At 42.1% G+C, this 21,012-nt stretch carries 25 protein-coding genes and 1 pseudogene; 7 read left to right on the forward strand and 19 right to left on the reverse strand.

Annotated elements, in window-relative coordinates:
- Positions 1–326 precede the first annotated feature (326 nt).
- On the forward strand, positions 327–1,394 hold the full coding sequence (gene alr, locus ALT761_RS02515) for an alanine racemase (protein WP_129736158.1): 1,068 nt from the start codon (positions 327–329) through the stop codon (positions 1,392–1,394).
- 349 nt (positions 1,395–1,743) lie between these two features.
- Here alr and ALT761_RS02520 read toward each other — a convergent pair whose 3' ends face one another.
- The 3 genes from ALT761_RS02520 to ALT761_RS02530 all read right to left on the reverse strand — a co-directional run bounded on the left by ALT761_RS02520 (position 1,744) and on the right by ALT761_RS02530 (position 3,366).
- On the reverse strand, positions 1,744–2,433 hold the full coding sequence (locus tag ALT761_RS02520; RefSeq protein ID WP_129736160.1) for a YitT family protein: 690 nt from the start codon (positions 2,431–2,433) through the stop codon (positions 1,744–1,746).
- A gap of 191 nt (positions 2,434–2,624) precedes the next feature.
- Positions 2,625–2,927: a hypothetical protein gene (locus ALT761_RS02525; RefSeq protein WP_013785580.1), complete on the reverse strand. Its 303-nt coding sequence runs from the start codon at positions 2,925–2,927 to the stop codon at positions 2,625–2,627.
- A gap of 37 nt (positions 2,928–2,964) precedes the next feature.
- A complete protein-coding gene (locus ALT761_RS02530; protein WP_129736163.1) occupies positions 2,965–3,366 on the reverse strand; it encodes a VOC family protein in 402 nt (133 codons plus the stop codon).
- A gap of 218 nt (positions 3,367–3,584) precedes the next feature.
- On the opposite strand from ALT761_RS02530, the gene ALT761_RS02535 reads away from it, so the two are divergent.
- The 4 genes from ALT761_RS02535 to ALT761_RS02550 all read left to right on the forward strand — a co-directional run bounded on the left by ALT761_RS02535 (position 3,585) and on the right by ALT761_RS02550 (position 8,599).
- Positions 3,585–4,703 carry a hypothetical protein gene (locus ALT761_RS02535; protein ID WP_129736166.1) on the forward strand — a complete coding sequence of 373 codons (1,119 nt, stop codon included), beginning with the start codon at positions 3,585–3,587 and terminating at the stop codon, positions 4,701–4,703.
- A 9-nt stretch (positions 4,704–4,712) separates the two neighbouring features.
- A complete protein-coding gene (locus tag ALT761_RS02540; RefSeq protein ID WP_129736169.1) occupies positions 4,713–5,510 on the forward strand; it encodes a substrate-binding periplasmic protein in 798 nt (265 codons plus the stop codon).
- Positions 5,511–5,838: 328 nt separating this feature from the next.
- A complete protein-coding gene (locus tag ALT761_RS02545) occupies positions 5,839–7,230 on the forward strand; it encodes an alginate export family protein (RefSeq protein WP_129736171.1) in 1,392 nt (463 codons plus the stop codon).
- Positions 7,231–7,336: 106 nt separating this feature from the next.
- Positions 7,337–8,599: an NRAMP family divalent metal transporter gene (locus tag ALT761_RS02550; protein WP_442858137.1), complete on the forward strand. Its 1,263-nt coding sequence runs from the start codon at positions 7,337–7,339 to the stop codon at positions 8,597–8,599.
- Positions 8,600–8,644: 45 nt separating this feature from the next.
- Here the strand turns inward: ALT761_RS02550 and ALT761_RS02555 are convergent, their stop codons facing one another.
- The 4 genes from ALT761_RS02555 to ALT761_RS02570 form a co-directional block, all read right to left on the reverse strand.
- Positions 8,645–8,887, reverse strand: coding sequence for a hypothetical protein (locus ALT761_RS02555; RefSeq protein ID WP_129736174.1), 243 nt, complete (start codon positions 8,885–8,887; stop codon positions 8,645–8,647).
- A 7-nt stretch (positions 8,888–8,894) separates the two neighbouring features.
- Complete coding sequence (locus ALT761_RS02560; RefSeq protein ID WP_129736178.1) at positions 8,895–9,380, reverse strand: GNAT family N-acetyltransferase; 486 nt, start codon at positions 9,378–9,380, stop codon at positions 8,895–8,897.
- Positions 9,381–9,485: 105 nt separating this feature from the next.
- A complete protein-coding gene (locus tag ALT761_RS02565; protein WP_013785571.1) occupies positions 9,486–9,740 on the reverse strand; it encodes an RNA recognition motif domain-containing protein in 255 nt (84 codons plus the stop codon).
- Between the two features lie 156 nt (positions 9,741–9,896).
- Positions 9,897–10,556, reverse strand: coding sequence for an NADPH-dependent FMN reductase (locus ALT761_RS02570; RefSeq protein WP_129736180.1), 660 nt, complete (start codon positions 10,554–10,556; stop codon positions 9,897–9,899).
- Positions 10,557–10,812: 256 nt separating this feature from the next.
- On the opposite strand from ALT761_RS02570, the gene ALT761_RS02575 reads away from it, so the two are divergent.
- On the forward strand, positions 10,813–11,724 hold the full coding sequence (locus tag ALT761_RS02575) for a 2OG-Fe(II) oxygenase family protein (RefSeq protein WP_129736183.1): 912 nt from the start codon (positions 10,813–10,815) through the stop codon (positions 11,722–11,724).
- Positions 11,725–12,123: 399 nt separating this feature from the next.
- Here ALT761_RS02575 and ALT761_RS02580 read toward each other — a convergent pair whose 3' ends face one another.
- From ALT761_RS02580 to ALT761_RS02620, 9 genes are all read right to left on the reverse strand, one after another.
- Positions 12,124–12,612 (reverse strand): GNAT family N-acetyltransferase, encoded by a 489-nt coding sequence (locus tag ALT761_RS02580; protein WP_129736186.1) that lies wholly within the window; start codon positions 12,610–12,612, stop codon positions 12,124–12,126.
- 1,020 nt (positions 12,613–13,632) lie between these two features.
- A complete protein-coding gene (locus ALT761_RS02585) occupies positions 13,633–13,908 on the reverse strand; it encodes a hypothetical protein (RefSeq protein WP_129736190.1) in 276 nt (91 codons plus the stop codon).
- Between the two features lie 234 nt (positions 13,909–14,142).
- Positions 14,143–15,222, reverse strand: a complete 1,080-nt coding sequence (locus ALT761_RS02590) for a DUF418 domain-containing protein (protein WP_129736193.1) — start codon at positions 15,220–15,222, stop codon at positions 14,143–14,145.
- 127 nt (positions 15,223–15,349) lie between these two features.
- Positions 15,350–16,075, reverse strand: coding sequence for a hypothetical protein (locus ALT761_RS02595; protein ID WP_129736195.1), 726 nt, complete (start codon positions 16,073–16,075; stop codon positions 15,350–15,352).
- 134 nt (positions 16,076–16,209) lie between these two features.
- Positions 16,210–16,533, reverse strand: a complete 324-nt coding sequence (locus tag ALT761_RS02600; RefSeq protein WP_129736197.1) for a hypothetical protein — start codon at positions 16,531–16,533, stop codon at positions 16,210–16,212.
- Between the two features lie 124 nt (positions 16,534–16,657).
- Positions 16,658–17,149 carry a DUF4265 domain-containing protein gene (locus ALT761_RS02605; RefSeq protein ID WP_129736200.1) on the reverse strand — a complete coding sequence of 164 codons (492 nt, stop codon included), beginning with the start codon at positions 17,147–17,149 and terminating at the stop codon, positions 16,658–16,660.
- A 63-nt stretch (positions 17,150–17,212) separates the two neighbouring features.
- Complete coding sequence (locus tag ALT761_RS02610) at positions 17,213–17,476, reverse strand: type II toxin-antitoxin system RelE family toxin (RefSeq protein ID WP_129736203.1); 264 nt, start codon at positions 17,474–17,476, stop codon at positions 17,213–17,215.
- A complete protein-coding gene (locus tag ALT761_RS02615) occupies positions 17,463–17,696 on the reverse strand; it encodes a ribbon-helix-helix domain-containing protein (RefSeq protein ID WP_129736206.1) in 234 nt (77 codons plus the stop codon). Before ALT761_RS02615 ends, ALT761_RS02610 begins: the two co-directional genes overlap by 14 nt.
- 178 nt (positions 17,697–17,874) lie before the next feature.
- Positions 17,875–18,294 (reverse strand): DUF6326 family protein, encoded by a 420-nt coding sequence (locus tag ALT761_RS02620; protein ID WP_129736209.1) that lies wholly within the window; start codon positions 18,292–18,294, stop codon positions 17,875–17,877.
- A gap of 460 nt (positions 18,295–18,754) precedes the next feature.
- On the opposite strand from ALT761_RS02620, the pseudogene ALT761_RS02630 reads away from it, so the two are divergent.
- Positions 18,755–19,207: pseudogene (locus ALT761_RS02630) on the forward strand (IS110 family transposase); the annotation flags it as partial.
- 137 nt (positions 19,208–19,344) lie between these two features.
- Here ALT761_RS02630 and ALT761_RS02635 read toward each other — a convergent pair.
- From ALT761_RS02635 to ALT761_RS20930, 3 genes are all read right to left on the reverse strand, one after another.
- Positions 19,345–19,869, reverse strand: a complete 525-nt coding sequence (locus tag ALT761_RS02635; RefSeq protein ID WP_129736215.1) for a hypothetical protein — start codon at positions 19,867–19,869, stop codon at positions 19,345–19,347.
- A 118-nt stretch (positions 19,870–19,987) separates the two neighbouring features.
- Positions 19,988–20,290, reverse strand: coding sequence for a hypothetical protein (locus tag ALT761_RS02640; protein ID WP_126874042.1), 303 nt, complete (start codon positions 20,288–20,290; stop codon positions 19,988–19,990).
- A 111-nt stretch (positions 20,291–20,401) separates the two neighbouring features.
- Entirely contained in the window at positions 20,402–20,824 is a 423-nt protein-coding gene (locus ALT761_RS20930) for a hypothetical protein (RefSeq protein WP_172602836.1), read from the reverse strand.
- Between the last annotated feature and the right edge of the window lie 188 nt (positions 20,825–21,012).

Raw genomic sequence — 21,012 nt, forward strand, 5'->3', positions numbered from 1 at the left:
CATTCAGTACACGTATTCAGTACATGCATAAAATACATTCATGCTGGATGTCTTGGCTAGCATACTGAAGTTGTATATATGTGTAAGAGCAAATTAACCATATTTACAACGCAGTATAATGTGGCGGACCTGCAGCGTAAACCAGAGAGCGCAAACCAAGGCGCATACGAAAGAAGCGCAAACCAACAAGGCGTGCTCCGTAGGGCTTAACATAACAGGAGCATAGTTCGTACATGCACGCATAAATTTGTATACCGAGAATTCGATTTCATTCAACTCGTGATACACTCTACCCCTATGCAAATACAAAGGATTATCTGTTTACTGTGAGCCGTCAAACCCAAGCCATTATTCACGCTGATGCTATTTTAAGTAACTTTAAACTATTAGCAGAATTAGCCCCTACAAGTCGTTCAATGGCGGTGGTAAAAGCAGATGCTTATGGGCATGGTGCAGTTAACGTTTCACGTATTCTACAACATGTATCCCCTCGGTTTGCAGTGGCAATTATTGAAGAAGCTATTGCACTACGAGAGGCAGGGATAACGGCGCCTATCGTAGTATTAGAAGGTGCACACCAAGCTAAAGAGTGCGCTATGGCTGCAGCACATGGCTGTATTCTAGTGATGCACAATCAAGCGCAATTAGAATGGATGTTAGCCTGCCCTGAAGACCGTCGTCCTACTATTTGGCTAAAAGCCGACAGTGGTATGCATCGGTTGGGTTTCGCGCTGAACACGCTACCGAGTATTGTTAAGCAGTATGCGTCGCTTATTACGAGAGATACCGTGCTAGTTACTCATTTAGCCTGTGCAGACGACACCAGCAACGACTTCACGCAGAAGCAACTTAGTGCGTTTTTACAGATAGCTACACAGTTAGCGCTTCCTGTCAGTATTGCTAATTCTCCGGCCACCATTGAATGGCCACAAAGTCGAGGCGATTGGAACCGCCTAGGCATTGCTGTTTACGGCGGCCAGCCTAATACGGCCAATGTGGCATTAGCCCCTACCATGACGTTACGTTCTAGTATTATTGCCCTTCGCGATGTGCCAAAAGGCGAGTCGGTTGGTTACGGCCAAAACTGGTTGGCACAAAAAGATAGCCGCATTGCTACGGTAGGTATTGGCTATGCTGATGGTTACCCAAGACATTGCCCTAACGGTACGCCTGTTGCGGTAAACGGCGAGCGCGCTGGCCTAGCAGGGCGGGTGTCTATGGACATGATCACCATCGACGTTACCCATATTTCGAACGTTAACATTGGCGATAGAGTAGAACTTTGGGGTGAGAATGTACCTATTAACGAAGTGGCAGAAGCTGCCGGTAGTATAGATTACGAATTGTTAACCCGAGTATCAGCCCGTGTACCTCGCATAGTGAAATATCGCTAGTATTTACAGTATTTTACATTCTTGAAAATGCGCTGATGAATGACCATTCACCGAAACAATGGGGTGTTTTTCACTCGCTTGTGCCTATACTAACGTCCCACTTTCAGTATTGAGATGAATATTTCACCTTCGACTGTTGTGGGTATATCACGTAAGTGAGGTTTGTATGCGTACTTCGTTTTCTCGCCCTAGGGTGAATCGAGGACTAGTAAGTCGACCGTTTAAGCCTGTGCAGAAAAAAGCAGTAGGGTAGCGACAAGGATACAAAGCGTTACGTTAGGAATAATATAAAAACCCGGCATTGATATGGCCGGGTTTTTTACGTTTAGCGCAGGCGAAAATTAACAGATTAGTTGTTTTGAGCGTGTAGATTAGTGTTTACTGTTGCACACGACTGCACGCTAGGCCCCTTTTTTTCAGGCGACTTTTCACTCTTTTTGTTCGCAGGTATATAACGTTCAGGGCGATGGTTTAACGAAATGACCATATTTAGGCAGAACGCGGCTAGAATCGAAATAAGCACTAAATGCCATGGAATAAAGAAAAGCCCACAAAGCAGAATAACGCTATCTACCGTAAGTTGAAACGTACCTGCGCGCACATTAAATCGAGACTGCAGGTAAAACGCTAAAATACCCAAACCACCTAAACTAGAGCTATGTCTGAACATAATCAGCATGCCTACACCAATAAGCAAGCCACCAAAAATGGCAGCAAAAATAGGATCAATGCTAGAAATGTCGACGAAGGCTGGGATCTGCTCAGTCAAGACAGATACCGTGGTCACAGAAATAAACGTATTTAATGTGAAGCGCTTGCTGATGCGAGTCCAAGCAAGGGTATAAAAGGGTAAGTTAATCAGGAAGAATAGAACACCAAAGTCCATATCAATTGCGTAAGTCCCCAGCAATGCGATACCCGCAGCGCCACCCACCATCAAATCTTGTGATTGGAACAGAAAGACACCAAATGCTACGAATAATCCGGCACTAACTAATGCAAAGATATCTTCGATAACACTGTGATTGGAGTTTTGCATAAGTGGCGATTCTTAGTTGATAAGACACGCTGTAATTATACGTTTACGTTGGTGGGGGATACAGGGTTGTGGTTAGATAACATGCTACGCTTAAAATCTATTGGTACGCACAGCTTTACGACTTTTAACCGCAGGGTAAACGGTAAGTTGCCGACTTGTAAATATTGCACCATTTATGAGCGAAAAATGGGTTATTCCACCACTGAAAACACTACAATGTCTTGTCTATTGAATTCAACACGGCAGTGCATGTAGCCGAAGTTTAGCGGGCTATAAGCCACTATTCGGCTACCAACCGCTAAAAATTCGGTATCCCATACCAGTAAATTGGTGGTATTTAATTGTCGTTCCACACTATTTTTCGATACCCCTGGCGTAAAGTTATCACATAAATAAATAACTTCTTTTCTAGCTTCAAGCCCATAAAACGCCGTTGCAATGAGAATCGCAATGGCCAATATAGCCACAATATCGGTAATGATTGAACGCTTCATGGGGGACAAAACAAATCTCCAGAGGGTGTAGTTACACCTAATTAAGGTTGGCAGGCGAAGGCTGAAGTAAATCCCACTTATTGCCAAAACAGTCTTTAAAAATAGCTACTGTACCGTAAGCTTCTTCTCGCGGCGTTTCTAAAAACTCAACGCCTTTGTCACACATTGATTGATGATCGCGCCAAAAGTCGTCGGTATGTAAAATCATAAACACTTTACCCCCGGCTTGCTTTCCAATCATCGCTTTATCTTCTTCCGATTTAGCTTTAGCTAACAAGAGTGACGTTGCACTACCTTTCGGTGTGACTAATACAAAGCGTGCTCCTTCCCCTTTATCTCTGTCTTCGGTAAGTGAAAAATTAAGGGTTTGGGTGAAATAGGCAATAGCACTGTCGTAATTGTCTACAAGGAAGGTAATAGCTGAAATATGATGTTGCATAGAATCTTGTTTTACGTGAATTTTGTGAAATCTTACCCATAAATTAACGCAAATGAAATGCGCTTCATCGACAAATGCGCTTTACATATTTCGTGTACGACAATGATCTTTTTGTAAGGTTCACTCTATAAAATTTGTATTGAAGGAATATATATCACACCGAGGTTCTCCAAATTGGAGTGATCTAAATTGTGAACAAATTGACATTAGGACAAGGAATGAACAGACAACTTCCACTACTTTCCTTAGCCGCGCTACTAGGCAGTAACTCCTTAGCAGTGCAGGCAGATGAGCTTCCTTTTACGCTGAGTGGCCACGTACGGGTTAACTATGGGCACCAAGATTGGCAACTCCCTGAGATAAGAGATGGATTCGAATTTGAATCTATCAAGTTAGGTGTCGCTGGCGAGTCAGATCAGTTCAGCTATAAAGCAGAATACCGATGGTACGAGAATACCGATTTCGACACTATTCGCTTTGCCGAACTTACCTACCATTGGGACGAATCGACCGACATTACTGCAGGTATCACCCAAACCCCTTTCGGCTTACAGCCCTTTGGTTCAAACAACTTCTGGTTTTCAGTAAATTATTACTTAGGCTTTGAAGATGACTATGAAGCCGGTATTAAGATAAATCATGATTACGGTAATTGGGACTTTCAAGCCGCTTACTTCATGAATGATGAATATAACGATGCCGCTGAATTTGGCCGTTACTCATTCGATGTGGCCGATGATGGTGAGTTTCGTAACCAAGAAGATGGCCAATACAACTTACGTGCGAACTATACCGCGAAGCTGTTGCCTAGAAGTACTACCGACATTGGTGTGTCTTACCAATATGGCGATATCTTAAACTTAGATACACTAGAAGATGGTGACATGACGGCTTACGCTGTTCACGTTCGTCATCAGCAAGGTGATTTTAAAGTAGAACTACAATACATTGACTACGAATACGATTTAGCTGCGCCTGAGGGCCAAGCGACCGATAGAATTTCGCTTTCTGCATTCACCTTTCCTTTCTTAGCTGCGGCCGATGGGTCGACGTATTCGGCGAATTTGGTGTATTCCGTACCTTATAAATTCACCCGTATTGACTCACTTACGTGCTACACCGAGTACAGTGTGGCGCAGGGTGACGAAGCGTCAGGCCGAGATTCATCGCAGTGGATAAATGGCTGTAGTTTTGGCTGGGACAAATTGTTTGTTTATGTAGATAGTATTCAAGGGAAAAATATGTGGTTTTCTGGTGGTCCAGGCGTGGGCTTAGATCTAGGTGGTCGACAAGAAACAACACACAGATTGAATATTAATTTAGGTATCTATTTCTAAGGGAAGATTATGCGTTTATTGGCTATTTTCACACTACTTTTGGCGTTAGTCCCACTGCAAAGCTGGGGGCATGCCTGGTTAAAAATTAAAATTGCTACCACTGAATATGCGCCTTACACCTCTTCAGAGATGGAGCATAATGGCTATATTAATCACATTATTTCACAGGCTTTTTTAGAAACCGGAGTGGTGGTTGAATTTGTCTCAATGCCATGGGATGAAGCTGTGGAAGCCACATTGAATGGCGAATTTGATGCACTTTCATATGGTAACTTTGTGCGTGCTAGAGGCGAGAAATTCTGGCATAGCGATCCTATCACTGCCGAAAGTCTGGTTTTCTATGTTAATACCAAATCTGATCTAGATACCTGGTCGAATTTTGATGAGCTTAAAAGCAAGAAAATGGGAGTAACGGAAGGCTATTTATACAATAACGAGCTAGCGACTTATATTAAAAATACTCCAACAGTAACGACTTACGCTACAGACAAAGAGAATTTAGAGGCATTAGTAAGCGGTGAAATAGATTTATTTCCAATAGATGATCTTACTGGATGGTACTTGCTTCAACGAGACTTTACCGCAGAGCAGCGCCAAGCCGTGATGCCGATTAAACCGTTCATTTCCACAGTAACCACGCATTTACTAGTGGCTAAGGGGCGAAACGACGACAGGTTGCTTATTGAGTTATTCAATAAAGGCTTGGAAGAACTCACATTGGATGGCAAGCTCACCCGTTTCAAACGGTTGTTAAAAGACGGCTTTTACCAAGATCCTAAAAAACCTGTGAATTTTGACAGACGCTAGTGCGGGTTCTATCTCAATCGAGCTATAGTCCTTATTAAAGAGCGAGTCATAAGAAGTGAGTCCTAAGAAGCGAGAGACAAAGAGCCACTGAGCGAATTATTTAACTGTTATACTGATTGAAAGGAGAGCTTGCTCTCCTTTTTTATGCGCTAAAACTTTTATATAATAAATAGTTACACTCTTAGTATACCAAAGATATAAGGAAAATTTCCAAAGCGGATATATACTTCACGCGTCCAGAGTATGCTAAATGAAAAGTCTGCTGATGTACTTTTCAATTTTGCCAAACATATCTTGTTAAGGCAGCATAAAAACAGTGAGAGTGTAGATGTATACGCGTAGTAGTATGAATGGGTGGTTACACCCTGTTAAGAATGTAGCTTTCTATCTTGCTTTATATCTTTTGATACCCTGCACGGTAATGGCTGCTGTGGTAGGGCTTTGTGCTAATGCCAACGCAGAAAATATTTCAAGTTCTAACGTAGCGTCTTCTCAGCCCACATTCGATATTAGCGGCTCTTTCAGGCTTAAATACGAGCATCTGAATAACCCTATTTTTCCTTCTTCTAGTGAAGACCGAGCGCAAGTCAATCGCCGAATTTCATCGCGCCTATTAGTGAAAGCCGAAGCGAATTGGGACGTATTTAATGTTACTGCTGAACTTGCAGACTCACGCGCGTGGTTAGACGATAACGACCCCACATTAACGTCTTCCCAAGTTAATACGCTAGAACCATTGCAGTTCTTTGCTCGCTATACTCCCAAAAATACGATCGCTGCCGATGAAAGTGGATTGAAATCCATAACGGCAGGGCGAGTCACTTTCGACCATGGTTCTCGTCGACTAATTGGGCAAGGCGTATATCGAAATACAAAAAATGCCTTCGACGGTGTATTGGTAGACTGGACGGTAAACGAGTGGAACGTTCGTGGTTTCTACTTATTGCCAGTAAGCCGATTACCCACGGATAGCGGTGCTGTGGCCGATGCCGACCGCGCTTTCGATAAAAGCTACAGCGAACGGAAGTTTTTTGGCTTATATGTTACCTCATCTGATAACAACGTGAAGGTGCACAGCTACTGGTTAAAAGAAGAAGACTCGGCGAAGCTCGCTACGAAAAACCGCGACCTTTACACCTTGGGTGTCGAATACACCAAACCTTTTGCCGATACATGGAAAGCCAATGTGGAAGTGATTGGGCAAACCGGAACCTCTCATCAAACCGCAAGTGCTAGTGACACCGCTGAATTAGACGTAGAAAGCTGGATGGTACACGCTAATTTGGGTAAGAAAATTACCGACTCTACCTTGCTACGTGGTGAAGTAGATGTAGTAAGCGGTGACAACGACAGTACCGATAACACCATTTCTGACTTCGATAGCCTTTACGGTGTAAGAAGGTTCGATTTTGGGCCAACAGACGTTTACCAAGCTATGCCTCGCAGAAATTTAGTCACTGCAGGTGCGCGAAGCGTAACCACACCCACTACCGAACATAATATCATGGTGAGCTATAAGGCCATGTGGTATCAAAAAGCCCCAGAGTCTGTTGATAGCTTCATTGGTCATCAGTTAGAAGCAAGGTGGCGTTGGCAGATAAAATCTTCACTACGATTTGCTATTGGTGCGGCCTATCTTTTGAAAGGGGATGGGTTTGAGCGGGGTGATTACCCTGATGATAGCCTCTTTATGTTCACTGAGGCACTTTATACTTTCTAGTTTCTCATCCTATTTTCACGTTAACACTGCTGGAAGCTCGCAATTTTGTTGCGGGAATAGGTATACTCCGTAACCGCTTCTAGCAGTTTGCGATTAAGGGAAAAGATTGAGCGACAGTACTTCACTCACACATTATCAACGCTTCATGCGCATGGTGCAGTTACTTGGCCCAGGCGTACTAATGGCCACTGCCGCCGTTGGCGGAAGCCATCTTGTTGCCTCTACCCAAGCGGGTGCGAAATTCGGTTGGCAGTTGGTGGTACTTATTCTGGCGGTTAACGTTTTAAAGTACCCTTTTTTCCGTGCAGGCGTTAGCTATACCATTAGCACTAGGCAAACCTTACAGTTCGGTTACCATAAAATGGGTAAGGGTTATTTAATTGTGGCATTGTGCCTAAATGCATTGGCTTCAGTGGTGAATGCCGCCGCACTTTTGTTATTTGCTGCAAGTTTGTTGTCTTATTTTTTGCCTTTCAATGTCTCTATTGCCATCGCGTCGGCCGCTACTTTGGGCGCTATATTGTTCATATTGCTAGCAGGGCATTTTGAAGCCCTTGAAGGGGTGGCAAAAGCCATTATGGGGGTGCTGGTATTGGCTACCTTCGCTGCCTTTTGCGCCGCAGTGGTGAATCTAGAGCCTAGGCCACCTAGCTTTGAATCGCCATCACCCTGGACACTCGCGACCGTAGGGTTTTTAGTGGTTACCATGGGGTGGATGCCCGCACCAATAGAAATATCTAGCATCACGTCGTTATGGTTAAGACGCCAGTGCCAAAACCAACCTGTAACGCCTAAAAACGCCTTGTTCGACTTTAACCTGGGTTATGCGGTGACCACCATTCTAGCGCTGCTTTTCTTAAGCTTAGGCGCATTGGTATTACACGGAAGTGGCGAAACACTTGCAACAGGTGGCATAGGCTTTTCACAGCAACTGGTCAGCTTATATGCCAATACAATTGGCGATTGGGCACACTGGCTTATTGCCGTGGTAGCCTTTCTTTGTATATTTGGGTCGGCATTAACGGTTTACGATGGTTATGCCCGCGTGATTGCCGAAGCCATATCATTGGTATCGCCACATAAAATGGCGCGTGATGCGGTATTCGTTCCCGTACTGCTGGCTATGGCAGCCATTAGTTTTAGTATCGTACTGTTTTTTAAATCTGCGCTACTGGCCATGTTAGGCTTTGCTATGACACTGGCCTTTGTTACCACGCCCATGTTTGCATGGCTAAATCATCGTTTGGTAAAAAGTGCTTCGCTGCATGAAGATGCAAAAGCCAGCTGGTGGGTAACATTGCTTAGCTATGTAGGCTTGGTGTATTTGTTTGGCTTTTTACTGCTGTTTGTTTGGTGGAAGTGGGGCTAGGATCACATTAGCAGAATGCTAAGCATTCTAACTAAACCCGCTACGTTACGATGGCGTGCGTTTTGTGAAGGCAAGTGCAACTATCTTGTACAGCACGTAAAAGCCTACCAGCAGTGAAACTGCTGCAATAAATGGGCTTAACAATAGCCAGCACAACACGTAAAGAACAAGCCCTTTCACCCCTATTTCAGACGCCCTAGCAAGTAAGTCTATAGCGCCTAATATAAGTGCCGTGGCGCAAATTAGGCCAACTACCACGGTGGTTATAATTAAAAGTGCGTTTTCCACGTTTAGGCTATCCTAGCTTCTTTTGCCAAAATAGCGCGTGGCCTTCACCTTCCGCCAGTTCATAGCTGGTAAAGCCAAACTTTTCATAGGCCGATTTTGCCACTGTGTTATTACTTAATACTTCTAAGGTAATCTTGCAGCAGCCTTTCTCTAGCGCTATTTCCTCTACTTTATCTAACATTTTTTGGCTAAGTCCTAAACCACGGAACTCGGGCAACACAGCGATATCGTGAGTATTAATAAGTGGTTTGCAGGCAAAAGTAGAAAATGCTTCAAAGCAATTTATTAGCCCAGCGGGTTTGCCGTCAACATAAGCAAGAATACTAAAGGCATGGGGTAGTGTAGAGAGCTTATCGACTAAGTTGTCGTAGGTATGTTTAGAAAGTGCCTCAGCGCCGCCCATAGGATCTTTCGCATATTCGTTTAGCAAATAAGGAATAGCTTGCTTATGTGCGTCGTCAAAATAATCTGCTTTTATGATTTCTATATTCATACATACCTTCACTTCTTTATATTACCCCAGCTTGATATAGATCCCATTTATAATGAGAACCAATGCTGGTGGATTTGCACTACCACTATGTTCTTTGTATCGGATTTACTTCGTTTCGGGTTTATCTTCTGCTTTCTTAACGCGGATATTCGCATCGCCTAACGCATGATTGTTTAACGACTTAATGGCCGCTTTAGCTTCACCTGGCTTAGGCATTTCTACAAATCCAAAGCCTTTAGAGGCACCGCTCTTTTCATCAACTACAATGGTGCAAGACTGCACAGAACCGAAAGCTTCGAATAAACTCGCAAGCTCTTCTTGTGTAGTTTGTCTGTCTAAATTACGTATTAATATTTTCATTTTGTTTCCTGTGCGCTCGGCAAAGTAAGAAGAGGCTTGTTATACAGCAAAGCTAAAGCGATGTAGATAGGTTTCGTCATACTTACCGGCAGTAACTCAAATTAAAAGCACGTCAACGTGCTGGTTGGGTAATTTGCCCCGATTGCGCTCTTTACCTTAGGGCGCATCGCGCTCTGACGGTACGGTATTAAAGTTTTTAATCACCTCATGGGGGTTAACGTCTTCACTATGGCGCTTAGCTGCTTCTGCCCACCACATCAATTGATTCAAAGTACGAGCAAAGTAATCAAACCACGAAGACTGGTCTTCCCCTGAACACATCTCACCATTCTCTTCGAATACTTGTTGCGCCTTGGGAATATGAATCATAGCCGATACTGGCAAGCAGCCTAACTCAGACAAAAAAGTACGCATGCCTACCGCTGCCCGCATACCACCCCATTGGCCAGCTGAATAAGTGACAATAGCACTAGGCTTGTAAGCAAATAATGAACTACCGAAGTGATTAAGCAAATTAGCAAGGGCAGGGCTCATAGAGTGATTGTACTCGGGGCTAACCATGACATAGCTATCACAATTGGCAATTTTTTCGGCCAATGTATTTAGTTCGGCAGGCGCCTTACCTTTGGCATAGGCAAAATGGGGCTTAAAGATAGCGTCTAAGGGATAATCTAATGAGTCTATCAATTCTACATCATGCTCGTTGTAACGAAGCTGCAAACAGGCCATTACCGCTTTTGCCACACGTTCTCCAAGACGAGCGGGCCTAGGTGGCGTGCTATCCCGAACAGTGCCTAAAAAAATAAGAAACTTCATTGGTATGCTCCTTTTCCAAAACTATTCGATGTAGTTTACTAACACCGCTGGTGGAAACCATACTGATGTACTGAAGCTAAAATCGCAAATTATCGCAGTGAATAGCCATTTTTGATTATCTTCTAAATCTAAATTCTGTTTCCAGAATAGCCGCATTTATTAACTAAATCAGGTGTAATAGATTATAGGCATAGGTTTGGGGCTCGGTTTGAAATACAACGCCTGTCCCCCATTTTGCCATTGGAGATAATTTATTATGACATTTACTCAATTACAGCAAGCACGTGCTTTAGATTTACCAAGCCGCGAGGCTATGCTTCATCGTGCGCCATCCGTGCAACAGTTTTGGAGTACAAATAACGAGTTGCTTAGCAACGCGTGGAGCGAGTGGGAAGCCAGTGAAAAAGACAACCTATTCACCCTTGATGATTCTTTACTAGATGCCAAATTACGCAGCGCAGTCACGCAAGCGTGGGAAAATCCTGAAAAAGAAACAGAGGTGAAAGCGCTATTAGAAGAGGTGTCACCCGATGTATATCAATTTCAATTCTTTGATCCTGAAAGGCTAGTTGAGTTACACGCCTATTTAGAAAAAGTATGGGATGCAGAAATAGCGCTAAGACCGCCCTACGGCATTGTGTTAAACCGTCGTGGTGCCATGCTAGATAAGCGTTCGGAAGGCTATTTGGCTGCGCCAAGTTTCCAAGCGTTTTATCGCATGATGCTAGACACTTACATGCGTCCGATTGCTCGTTTACTGTTTCCGGAAATTATGGGGTACGACACACAAACCTTTGGCTTTTCTATTCATTATCAGCCAAATACCGATACATCGATAAGACCGCATACCGACGCGTCAGCAGTAACGTTAAATATTAATCTAAACGTTCCGGGTGAAACATTTACGGGGTCGACAGTGGATTTTTATGATGTAAAAGCAGGGAAAGTAAACCCCCTAACGTTTACGCCTGGCAGCGCTATGCTTCACCGTGGAAACGTACCGCATGCGGCACAGCCTATCACCAGTGGAGAAAGAACCAACTTCGTACTCTGGTTGTATGGTAATCGCGGTCAAATGCCACCACAAGGTGAGAAAAGCGTTGATATTGATGCCCGTGAAAGGTGGACAGTACCATCTCAACCGCAAGATGACTTTGCGCCTTTTTAAGTGCGGTATCTAGCAATAAGTAGCAGCAATAACGGGGGAGGGATCCTCCGTTAATCTTGTTTCGAATTTAGCTTCTTTGCCGCCATCAACCCGACAATAAAAATGATAAAAATAACAAACCCAACTGAAATTAAAATATTGAGTAAAAAGTCCACAATAGCACCTTAATTTTTTAGTGATTGGCGAGCACACCGGCGCTCGCAGTGACAATATATCTATTTATACCATCAGAACATCTGATTAGCCCATGTTGTTATCATATTGTTACTTGAACGAAGGCAGAGATATATGTTCGCTAGGTATGCGTTAAAAGGCATGTGTTATTTCCCTACAGCTTTTATGGTTTTGCCTGAGAAGCGCCCTTTAACTATACAAAGCGTTGAAAAGTCAGTAATAAATCTAGTTCAATTTCGCGAAAACATGCTTGTCGTAAAAACGTCCATTTTTATAAATGGCTTTTTTCAGTATAGCTTCTTCGCTAAAGCCTGATTTCAAAAGCAACTGCATAGAGGCGTGGTTACCCGCAAACACAGCGCCAAAAAGTCTCACGATATTGGTATGGGTAAATACATAGTCTGATATTTGTCGAATAGCCTCTGCTGTAATGCCCTTTCGCCAATAGCGCTTATCAAGCCAATAGCCAACCTCACCAGAACGCTCGTATTCAAACTGCCCTCGATTAACGCCAATGCAGCCAACTAATACATCATCGTAAGAAATGGCTTTAATGATGCCAGATTGACTGCCCTCATTAACCCACAAAGCCGCATCCTCTTTTGTATAAGGATTAGGAATTTTAGTAGAAAGAAACTTAGTGACCGCCTCATCATTTAAGATATGCACTAACCTATCAATATCGTTTTGATTGAAGTCTCTCAGGTTAACCATTCTAATCCTTTCTATATTTTAATAACTCAGCCAAGCAAAATTATCACTCGTTTTTAGCCCGATAGACGCCGAAGTGTGAGGCGTATTGACGTGTACTCAAATGGTTTGCTCATGTGGTCATGGAAAGCGTTGAGCGCGATGCTATATGGCTATGTGGCTATACGGCTACTCACTAGCTGCATGTTTGGGAGGCATGAGATTCATGAAACATCCTTGCGTGAATATACAAAATAGCTACCTCAGTATAGAAATAACGTAAAAACGACGTACAACAATAAGAGCAATGCAGGAAATAGTACAATACCTTTTAGAATTGAAGCTCTTTTTTGTTGTTTCCAAAAGTATTGCTGCTTCCGCTTTTCAAAATCAGTTAACCAATGATGACAGTGTGGGCATTGGTTTTTGAGATGCATTATCAATGCGCATTGAGGACATTTAGCTGAAGGCTTGTATGAACCATTCCCCCAAATTGTTGGTTTTTCAAAACTCATAACTACCTTATCGAGTATGAATACAGGTGCATGTTATGACTTTCATTGCCCATCTTGAAAACCTTATTAGCAGTACTTTACTTACAATCTGTTTTAGAATGCCCGTATTAAACTCACTGAATTTTATATCCATGCAGTTTATAAAAAGGCATTTTACACACACTCGTTCTCTACCCGACCTTTCAATTTTTTAACGCAACGTACAAAAATAGATACGGAAGTGACTCCAGCACAAATGATTCCGATTTGGGGAATGGATAGTTCAATAGCCCCTAATATGAATAGCCTCCCAATCGTTGAACCAATTACAAATACAGCAGCCAAAAACACTACGATAGCAGTAACTAACATTAACCACGTCGCAGTCTTTCCCCATTCAGACATATTCTCTACTTCCTTAAAATTTACGTTAATACATAACTTTTCAATAACGAGCGCAGGCACTTAGGGCATAATGACGAAGCCGCCCCGCGTCTATGCGTCCCAGCCCGCGTAGCGGGCGAACTTGATTTTTTTATTATATTGCAACTCAAAATAACCACTGAATTAAAAAGTAAACTGGTAAAGCAACGAGTGTAATAGGGATAATTGGAAGCAGGATTACAACAATAATTGCCTTGGCATACGCATTGACGGTTGTCTCATTAAAGCCATAAGAAAATAGGAAATCATTAATCATATTATTGCCCGTTTCCTTTTCGTATTCTTTTTCAAATTCACTATCGGTAACCCAAACGGCTTTGAAAAGGTACTTAATAATTGGAATGCACGTCACGAATCCAACTAAAAAAGATACTAACATCACTCTATAATCCATGAGCGCCCTCTGAAATATAACACCCGCATAACGTGCAAAAACACGAAGACTACAATACTAAGCGAAGCGCAGGAAGCCTACGTATTTTGTTCCAATGAGCGCTAGCGACTGCGTTTGTTAGTTGCCGTAGATTCAATGGTTGTACTAACATTTGTGCGTACATCGCATGAGGACTTTACCATGGATACTCGCATTCAATGACTTGTCCGCTGCAATGCTTTGTTAGCTTGCAACTTTACGGAAAATCCACTCTAACGGTCCAATTTTGAAAAACTTAAGCCAAACAACACTAAAAACTATCCCGCAAACACAAAATATTAATGCGCTAAGTAGTGAGAAGTTTATTGTCTGATTTTCTAAGCGATCGATTGATTCAAGGATGCCCATACCAATAATGACGTGGGCAACATACAAGGTCAAAGACAATTGTCCTGTTTTGTACAGCCATTTGTTGATATTGCTTTCAGAAAATCTATCTGAAAAGTATAAGCAAGCAACCAGCAAAATAACGGCGGAACTGCCAGCAGAGATTATGTATTGGGGCAATGGAGGTATAATTGATGTTGAAAACAGAAATGTTACTACTTCAGGTGTCAATTCGGACGCAGTATTATCACCAATAGTCAATCTTATCAAATAAAAACCACATTCGGTGACAAGCAAAGTGATGAGTGACAAAGCAAGCAGCTTTTTTCTCATCAAGCTTTGGGATAAATCCTGCCTCCCCAACCACATCCCAAATATCAAAAAAGCCGCCCAGGGAAAGACGGGGTGGAAGCCGTTAAATACTATATGCCTGACCATTCCATCGAATGACCAAAAATTCTCGTAGGTTAATGTTGACCAATTCCAGTTCTGCTCATAATTTAGAAACAGCATTAAGACTGGAAATATCAGCATGATAATTGCCGAGGTAAATAACAAGGCTTTATCGTTAATTGTAAATATGGCCGCAGCTATTAAAAAATAAAATCCATAAAAATGGAGGATATCAGCTTCCCATATTGGCGTGTATAAAAGACCGACCGCAATCAGTAATAATCCGCGTTTTATCAGCGATAAACGATTTTTTAATACAAGTGAGCCATCACCAGACTCTCTTGCTTTGTTAGTCAAAAATGTCACGCCAACACCTGCAAGAATAACAAACAAGGCCGATGCCCGACCTTCAAAAAGCCCAGCAAAAATCATTAATAACCGGTTGCCAGTTTCAGCATTCATGGCAATTTTAAAATTAACAATGACCATGCCGAATATCGCCAAAGCTCTTGCAAGGTCAAACCCAGTAACTCTTTGCTTCATATACGCTCCGTGAGAAAGTTAACACCCCACTAAGGGGCGATAACATATGAGCTAAAATTAGGAACGAAGTGACGCAGCCCCTTGTATTAGTGTCCCAGCGAGCAGAGCGCGTGCCTTTAGTGTTCTGTTAGATACCAATTTTCACCTTGTACACTTTTGCTTTTTCAGAGAGCTGCTTAATGCGCCATGGAGGATTGGTAACATGAACGTTTTTAACTCCAAGCTTTTCCAAATCTTCATTTTCATAGAACCAGGCAACATAATTTTCAGAGTCATACAGTGATTTATACTGCTGTGCATGTCCTAGTGTGGTTATTTCTTGGTTTACACCGATGCGCTGAAAAAATAGCTTTTCTCGTTTTTGTGCGCTTTCAACATATTTGGCCAATTGAGCCGTAATTTGATTTCTAATACTCTCTCTTTGTTCTTTAGGAAAAGACGCTACCTGTTCTTCTATTTGAGATTTGTCTAACACCTCACTTGAAGCGCCACCATGAAATCCTACAATAGCATTGTTTCCGAGAGATTTTTTATTGGCAGCGGTAAAGACATAATTTGCGCAAGACGATAGACAATAATTGGGGATTGAAACATTAAGTTTATTTTTGTGAATAATTTCACCGAAACTCATGCCGGTATTAATTTCACCCCCCTCACTTTCTATTTCTAACCACCGAACATTGTCACGATGTTCGTCCAGTAAATTTATAAACATTTCGAGACCAGATTCGGTTAGTTTGCCAGAATATGAAACCTTATTGGTTTTGGGGTTAAAAGAAACGATAGCGGTTTCCTGCGCGAGTAGCTTTGTAGTGAGCAAGAGTGAAATAAGAAGACAAATCCGTAAAATCATGTTTAATCCTTTTGGGTGCCTAACTTTTCAATAACGAGCGCAGGCCCGTAGGGTATAGTGGCGAAGCCGCCCCGCGTCTATGCGTGCCAACGAACGCAGTGAGTGAGTTTATAGAGTTGTTAGCCACGCTTTGCTTACGAAGTGCTTTTTTGAAACTTACGCATAGCTCTGACGACATTAATAATGGGCAATGTCGAGAAGAGAACAAAAATAGCGACGAACAGCAAAAGGTTTAAATAAGCTAAGTAAGCCAACACCCCAACTAAGATTTGTACTACACCAGATAATAAAAAGCTATTGCCTACGTATTTGCAGAAAGCAGGTAGGTTGGCAATTTCAGAAAAGTCGATGCCGTTAAGCACATCCGCTTTTTGTTTGAAGGTAAGCAGATAGCCAATGATTAAATATATAAAGCCGCTTAAGCAGGATATTAAAAGAATTAGAAAACCTGTATCCATGAAAAATCCTTTTTAGTGGCTAAGGCCCCAATCAGGGACTGCTAATAGCTTGCTAAAATGTGCAGTGAAGCGGAACCGAGCAAGCTGTTAGCAGTTCCACGCTGAGTTTGCTTGTTAGGTGAAATTATTCACCATGCCTCCAGACAGGAAATGCATACTCTAAGCCTTTTTCTTCATGTAAGTCTAAAAGCGGGTCTAGTGCATCGAGATCTAGTTCTGGTGGTACATCGACTGACATTAAAGAAAACTGATTTAGAGTCTCGACTTTACAGCCAATTCGTTTGAGCATATCGACGAAAAATGTCGTGTCTATATCTTTATTATTCATAACCCAAATAACAGAGTGACCTGACTCTTCCATAATTTCGAATTCGAATATATGTTGATTTACTTCATCAGGAGTAGCTGAAAATATATCACCATATGCCAAATCAGGGATAAAGAAAGGGGCATTGACTAGCTTATAGTTGCCGTTAACTCGCTCGCACCAAGCACCTTCAGCACTTACTGGAGGCCAACCATTTTCGATATCTAAAGCGAATATTACTTTTTCGGTAGACACTGAACTTCCTTTTTCACCTAACTTTTCAATAACGAGCACAGGCGCGTAGGGCATAGTGGCGAAGCCGCCTCGCGTATAGGCTTCCCCGCGAACGAAGTGAGAGTGTTGATTGGGTTGTTAGGTACGTTTATAAACATCAGAGCGATGCCCTACTTTTATCACCTGTACCACAAGCTCGTTTTCTCGGATTTCATAAATTATCCTATAAAGGCCTTGCCGAATGCGATACAGGTCGTGTCCGCTAAGCTTAATTGCTCCATCTCTTCGCGGGTCTTCAGCTAATAAGTCAATTTTGGCGAGGATCTTTTTAACGTCCGATTTGGGAATTGCCTTAAAATCTTTTACTACTGATTTCTTGAAAATGACACTATATTTTTCCATCAGCTTCCAAACTGTTTAGCATGTCCTCATAGGAAATTTGAGGTTCTTTGGCCCTTTGTCTTACCGCAGCCAAATCTTCTTGATCTTCTTTCATAAGGAGTCTCACTGCCTCATCAATTAGTTCTGATATTGAGGTATCTGATGATGCTGCCCGCAGTTTCAAAGCATTGTGAATTGATGGCTCGAAGTAGACGGTTGATCGTTTTGATAAAGTACTCATGAATAAGTCCCCACTTAAGTAACGTTAAAACATTATAGCGTCAAAATGTCAGGTGGGCTAATTTTTACCCAAAAGTGGCTAACTTTTAAATAACGGGCACAGACAGGTGGGGCATAATGGCGAAGCCGCCCCGCGTGTTGGCGTCCCCGCGAACGAAGTGAGTGACTTAATTTTTTTGTTATGCGTTACGTGTTGATTTTGCATCACATTGTTTCCAAGTACTTGCGAAGTAAAGGATAATCAGAGCGGTTGTGATTTCAAAGATGCTAAAAAATACATAGTGAAGAGTGCCTCCCATATACAATGTGTAGCTCTGTATTGAACCTGTTATGAGAGCTGCTGCTATATTCAAGTACTTATTTAATTTAAAGACTAAAAACCTGGAAAGAACGATCATTAGCATTGGAATTTGCATAATAAATGCGAATGACAAAAGAAACTCTTCAGTTAACTCCATTCCACCAATTTTACCTGCTAAAAATGCCTGCAGGGTCTCTGCGTGGTGAAGCGAAAAAATATCACAATAGATGTAGTTGACCGTAAGAAATACCCATAAAACTGATAGAAGTTGCTTCCTATCTCCATTCCATTCAAACATCCCTATACTTCTCCATATACAAATTAAAATAACGAACCAAGTAGCGCATACGCTTCGAATATGGCGCGCGCGATTTTTGCGCGTCCAGTGGAGGCCGTTTTTTGGCCGTAATGATGTTTAATAAACTTGTTATGTGTACGTTACTCGACGTTTGCTGCTTTCTCTTTTGCGACTTTTACCTTCAAAGAATGGAATAGAGAGGCGAATAAGAAAGTTGTGAATAACAAAAGTGAGCAAAGTAGTTTTATCCCTATGCTCTCATGTTCTATGAATTCATTTAAAATTGCGGATAAAAGTATCCACCCAACTAAATAGTAACTATGTATGCTGCTCACGAATACTCCTTGTATACATAGACACAATGACTCCCTGAGAAATGCTAGCCTCCGCATTTTCGTGGGTTAGCTGAAAGCCAGTGCCATAATTAGTTTGCTTAAGACTAAATCATTTGGAGGCTAGCATGAATAAACATAGCATGATTTTTATAGGGTTGGATACGCATAAAGAGTTTCACGAAGTGGCTTATTGTGAAGAGCAGCGTGGAGCAAGTGCGGTGCACTATGGCCGCATTCTTTCTTCAAAAGTCAGCGTCAAAAAGCTTATCCGTCAGTTTGAATCGAAATATCCTGGGGCAACAATTCACGTGGTGTATGAAGCAGGGCCGTGTGGCTATTGGATTTATCGGCTGATAACGAGTTTAGGGCATTGTTGTTATGTCGTCGCGCCTTCTCTTATACCCAAAAAGCCTGGAGAACGTATTAAGACTGACCGCCGTGATGCACTTAAATTAGTGAAGTTGCTAAAGTCGGAAGATCTTGCACCCATTTATGTGCCTGAGCCGGAGGATGAAGCTGTTCGGGATTTATCCCGCGCCCGAGAAGCAGCAATGAAAGATTTAAAAGAAGCTAAGTACCTGCATGATAAACGAGTTTGAGCTAACGCATTCGGATCAGGCCGCGGAATGTGGCACAACCTACGAGGGCGTTATGATGGCAGTAACTTAACGGTTATTGAGCCCACGTGTTATTGTCCCAGGGAGCTTGCGACCGTCTACAGCGGTTTGTTAGCCGCAGACACCTCATTTAATACTTCCTTGATGATCCTTCTAGATCTCACCAATGAAAACGGAAAAGGTCGATAACTGATGCAAAATAACAAAACACTATTTTCTGAATATATTGCATAGAAGTCGTCGTTCATATAATGCCCGAGTTTTGTATATTGAGCAGCGGTAAATTGCTTGTTGTCATACTGAGTTATGAAATCTAACTTCTTAAGATATATTGTTAAAGCTTCACGAAATTCACCCGATTTCAAAACGACCCCATGAGTCCCACGAAACTGCAACTTAAACGTTAAAAAACCAAATAGCGTAGAGAAAACAAGAGTTGCCATAGCAAATCCTGCATTTTTTGCGGTTGGGAAAGTAAACTCAAAAAATGCGATAGCTATAATGATGAAAATGACGCCGTGAAATGCAGCGTTAGATAATAGATCTAAATAACGACTTAAAAAGGAACCTTCCGCAGCAAAATTCTTAGTTCGTTTAGTTTGAGAAATCTTAGGCTTTTTCATAAGTGGCTAACTTTTAAATAAGGGGCGCAGGCATGTGGGCTATAATGCGAAGCAGCCCACGTGTATGCGTCCCAACGAACGAAGTGAGTGACTTAATTTTTTTGTTATGTGCCAAGCCTCAATCTCCTTCCGAATTTACATTAGGTGAGTTTGGGTTATTTGCCATATAACCTTTCTCTGAAATACCAGGCTTAATTCCTTTAAGTATTCCATACGCCACTATTGGGCCAAAAATTGGAGCGAACAAAGCGAATACTCTATAACGTTCTAATTCATTTATTTTCTTTGAAGCGTACCTATTATTTTTAATTTTCTGAAGCCTCAAAATCACCTTGGATACCTGTGATGTGACAACAATTGCAAAAACAAAATGAACTAGAAGTACAGCTAATAAAACGATAATAATTTTGGTTTCACTCATGGCATATAACGTTCCGGTAAGGGGCAGTTGCTTGCATGCGAAAATCGCGGAGCCGCATGCGAGGAACTGTCCCAGCGAACGGAGTGCGCGAGCTTGACCGGTTTGTTATAACTACTCATCCTCTTCATCCAATAAGAACTGTCTTAGCATTGGGCGAACTACTGCAAGAATAAGAACAATGATAACCAATGCACCCATGACAAGTTTAACTAATGGGAGAAACGTTGGTTGTTCCCAGATTTGACCGTTTAGTTCTTTTTCTTCCTGTTGCTTTATGAATTCATCATATGCTGTATTTAAATCGCTATGCTTAGTTATTTCGGGGTATTCAATAACAAACCCTTTCTTCGCGAGAGCTACCCTTGCTAAGTCAGATTTCGCTTGGTCTACATACAGCATATGGTTTTTGACATCCGAGTAATACCTGATGCCTTCTTGGTCTAAAACGTCCACTATTTCAACGGAGTCTACTAGGCGCATATCTTGGATTAGAGGTCTATAAATAGGACTATCTGTTCGAGCCCAGATCAGCACAAAAATAGCAACAGTTACTGAAATAACCAAAGCAATGATTAGTTGAATTTGTCTACTTAGGGAATTAGAAATTTGCTCTCTCCTTGAATGAAAAAAATCACCACTGCTACCTGTAGTTATAACTTTTCAATAACGGGCGCAGGCACGTAGGGCATAATGGCGAAGCCGCTCTGCGTGTATGCGTCCCA

Source organism: Alteromonas sp. 76-1, assembly GCF_900654235.1.
In the GTDB taxonomy this organism is placed as follows: Bacteria; Pseudomonadota; Gammaproteobacteria; order Enterobacterales; family Alteromonadaceae; genus Alteromonas; species Alteromonas naphthalenivorans.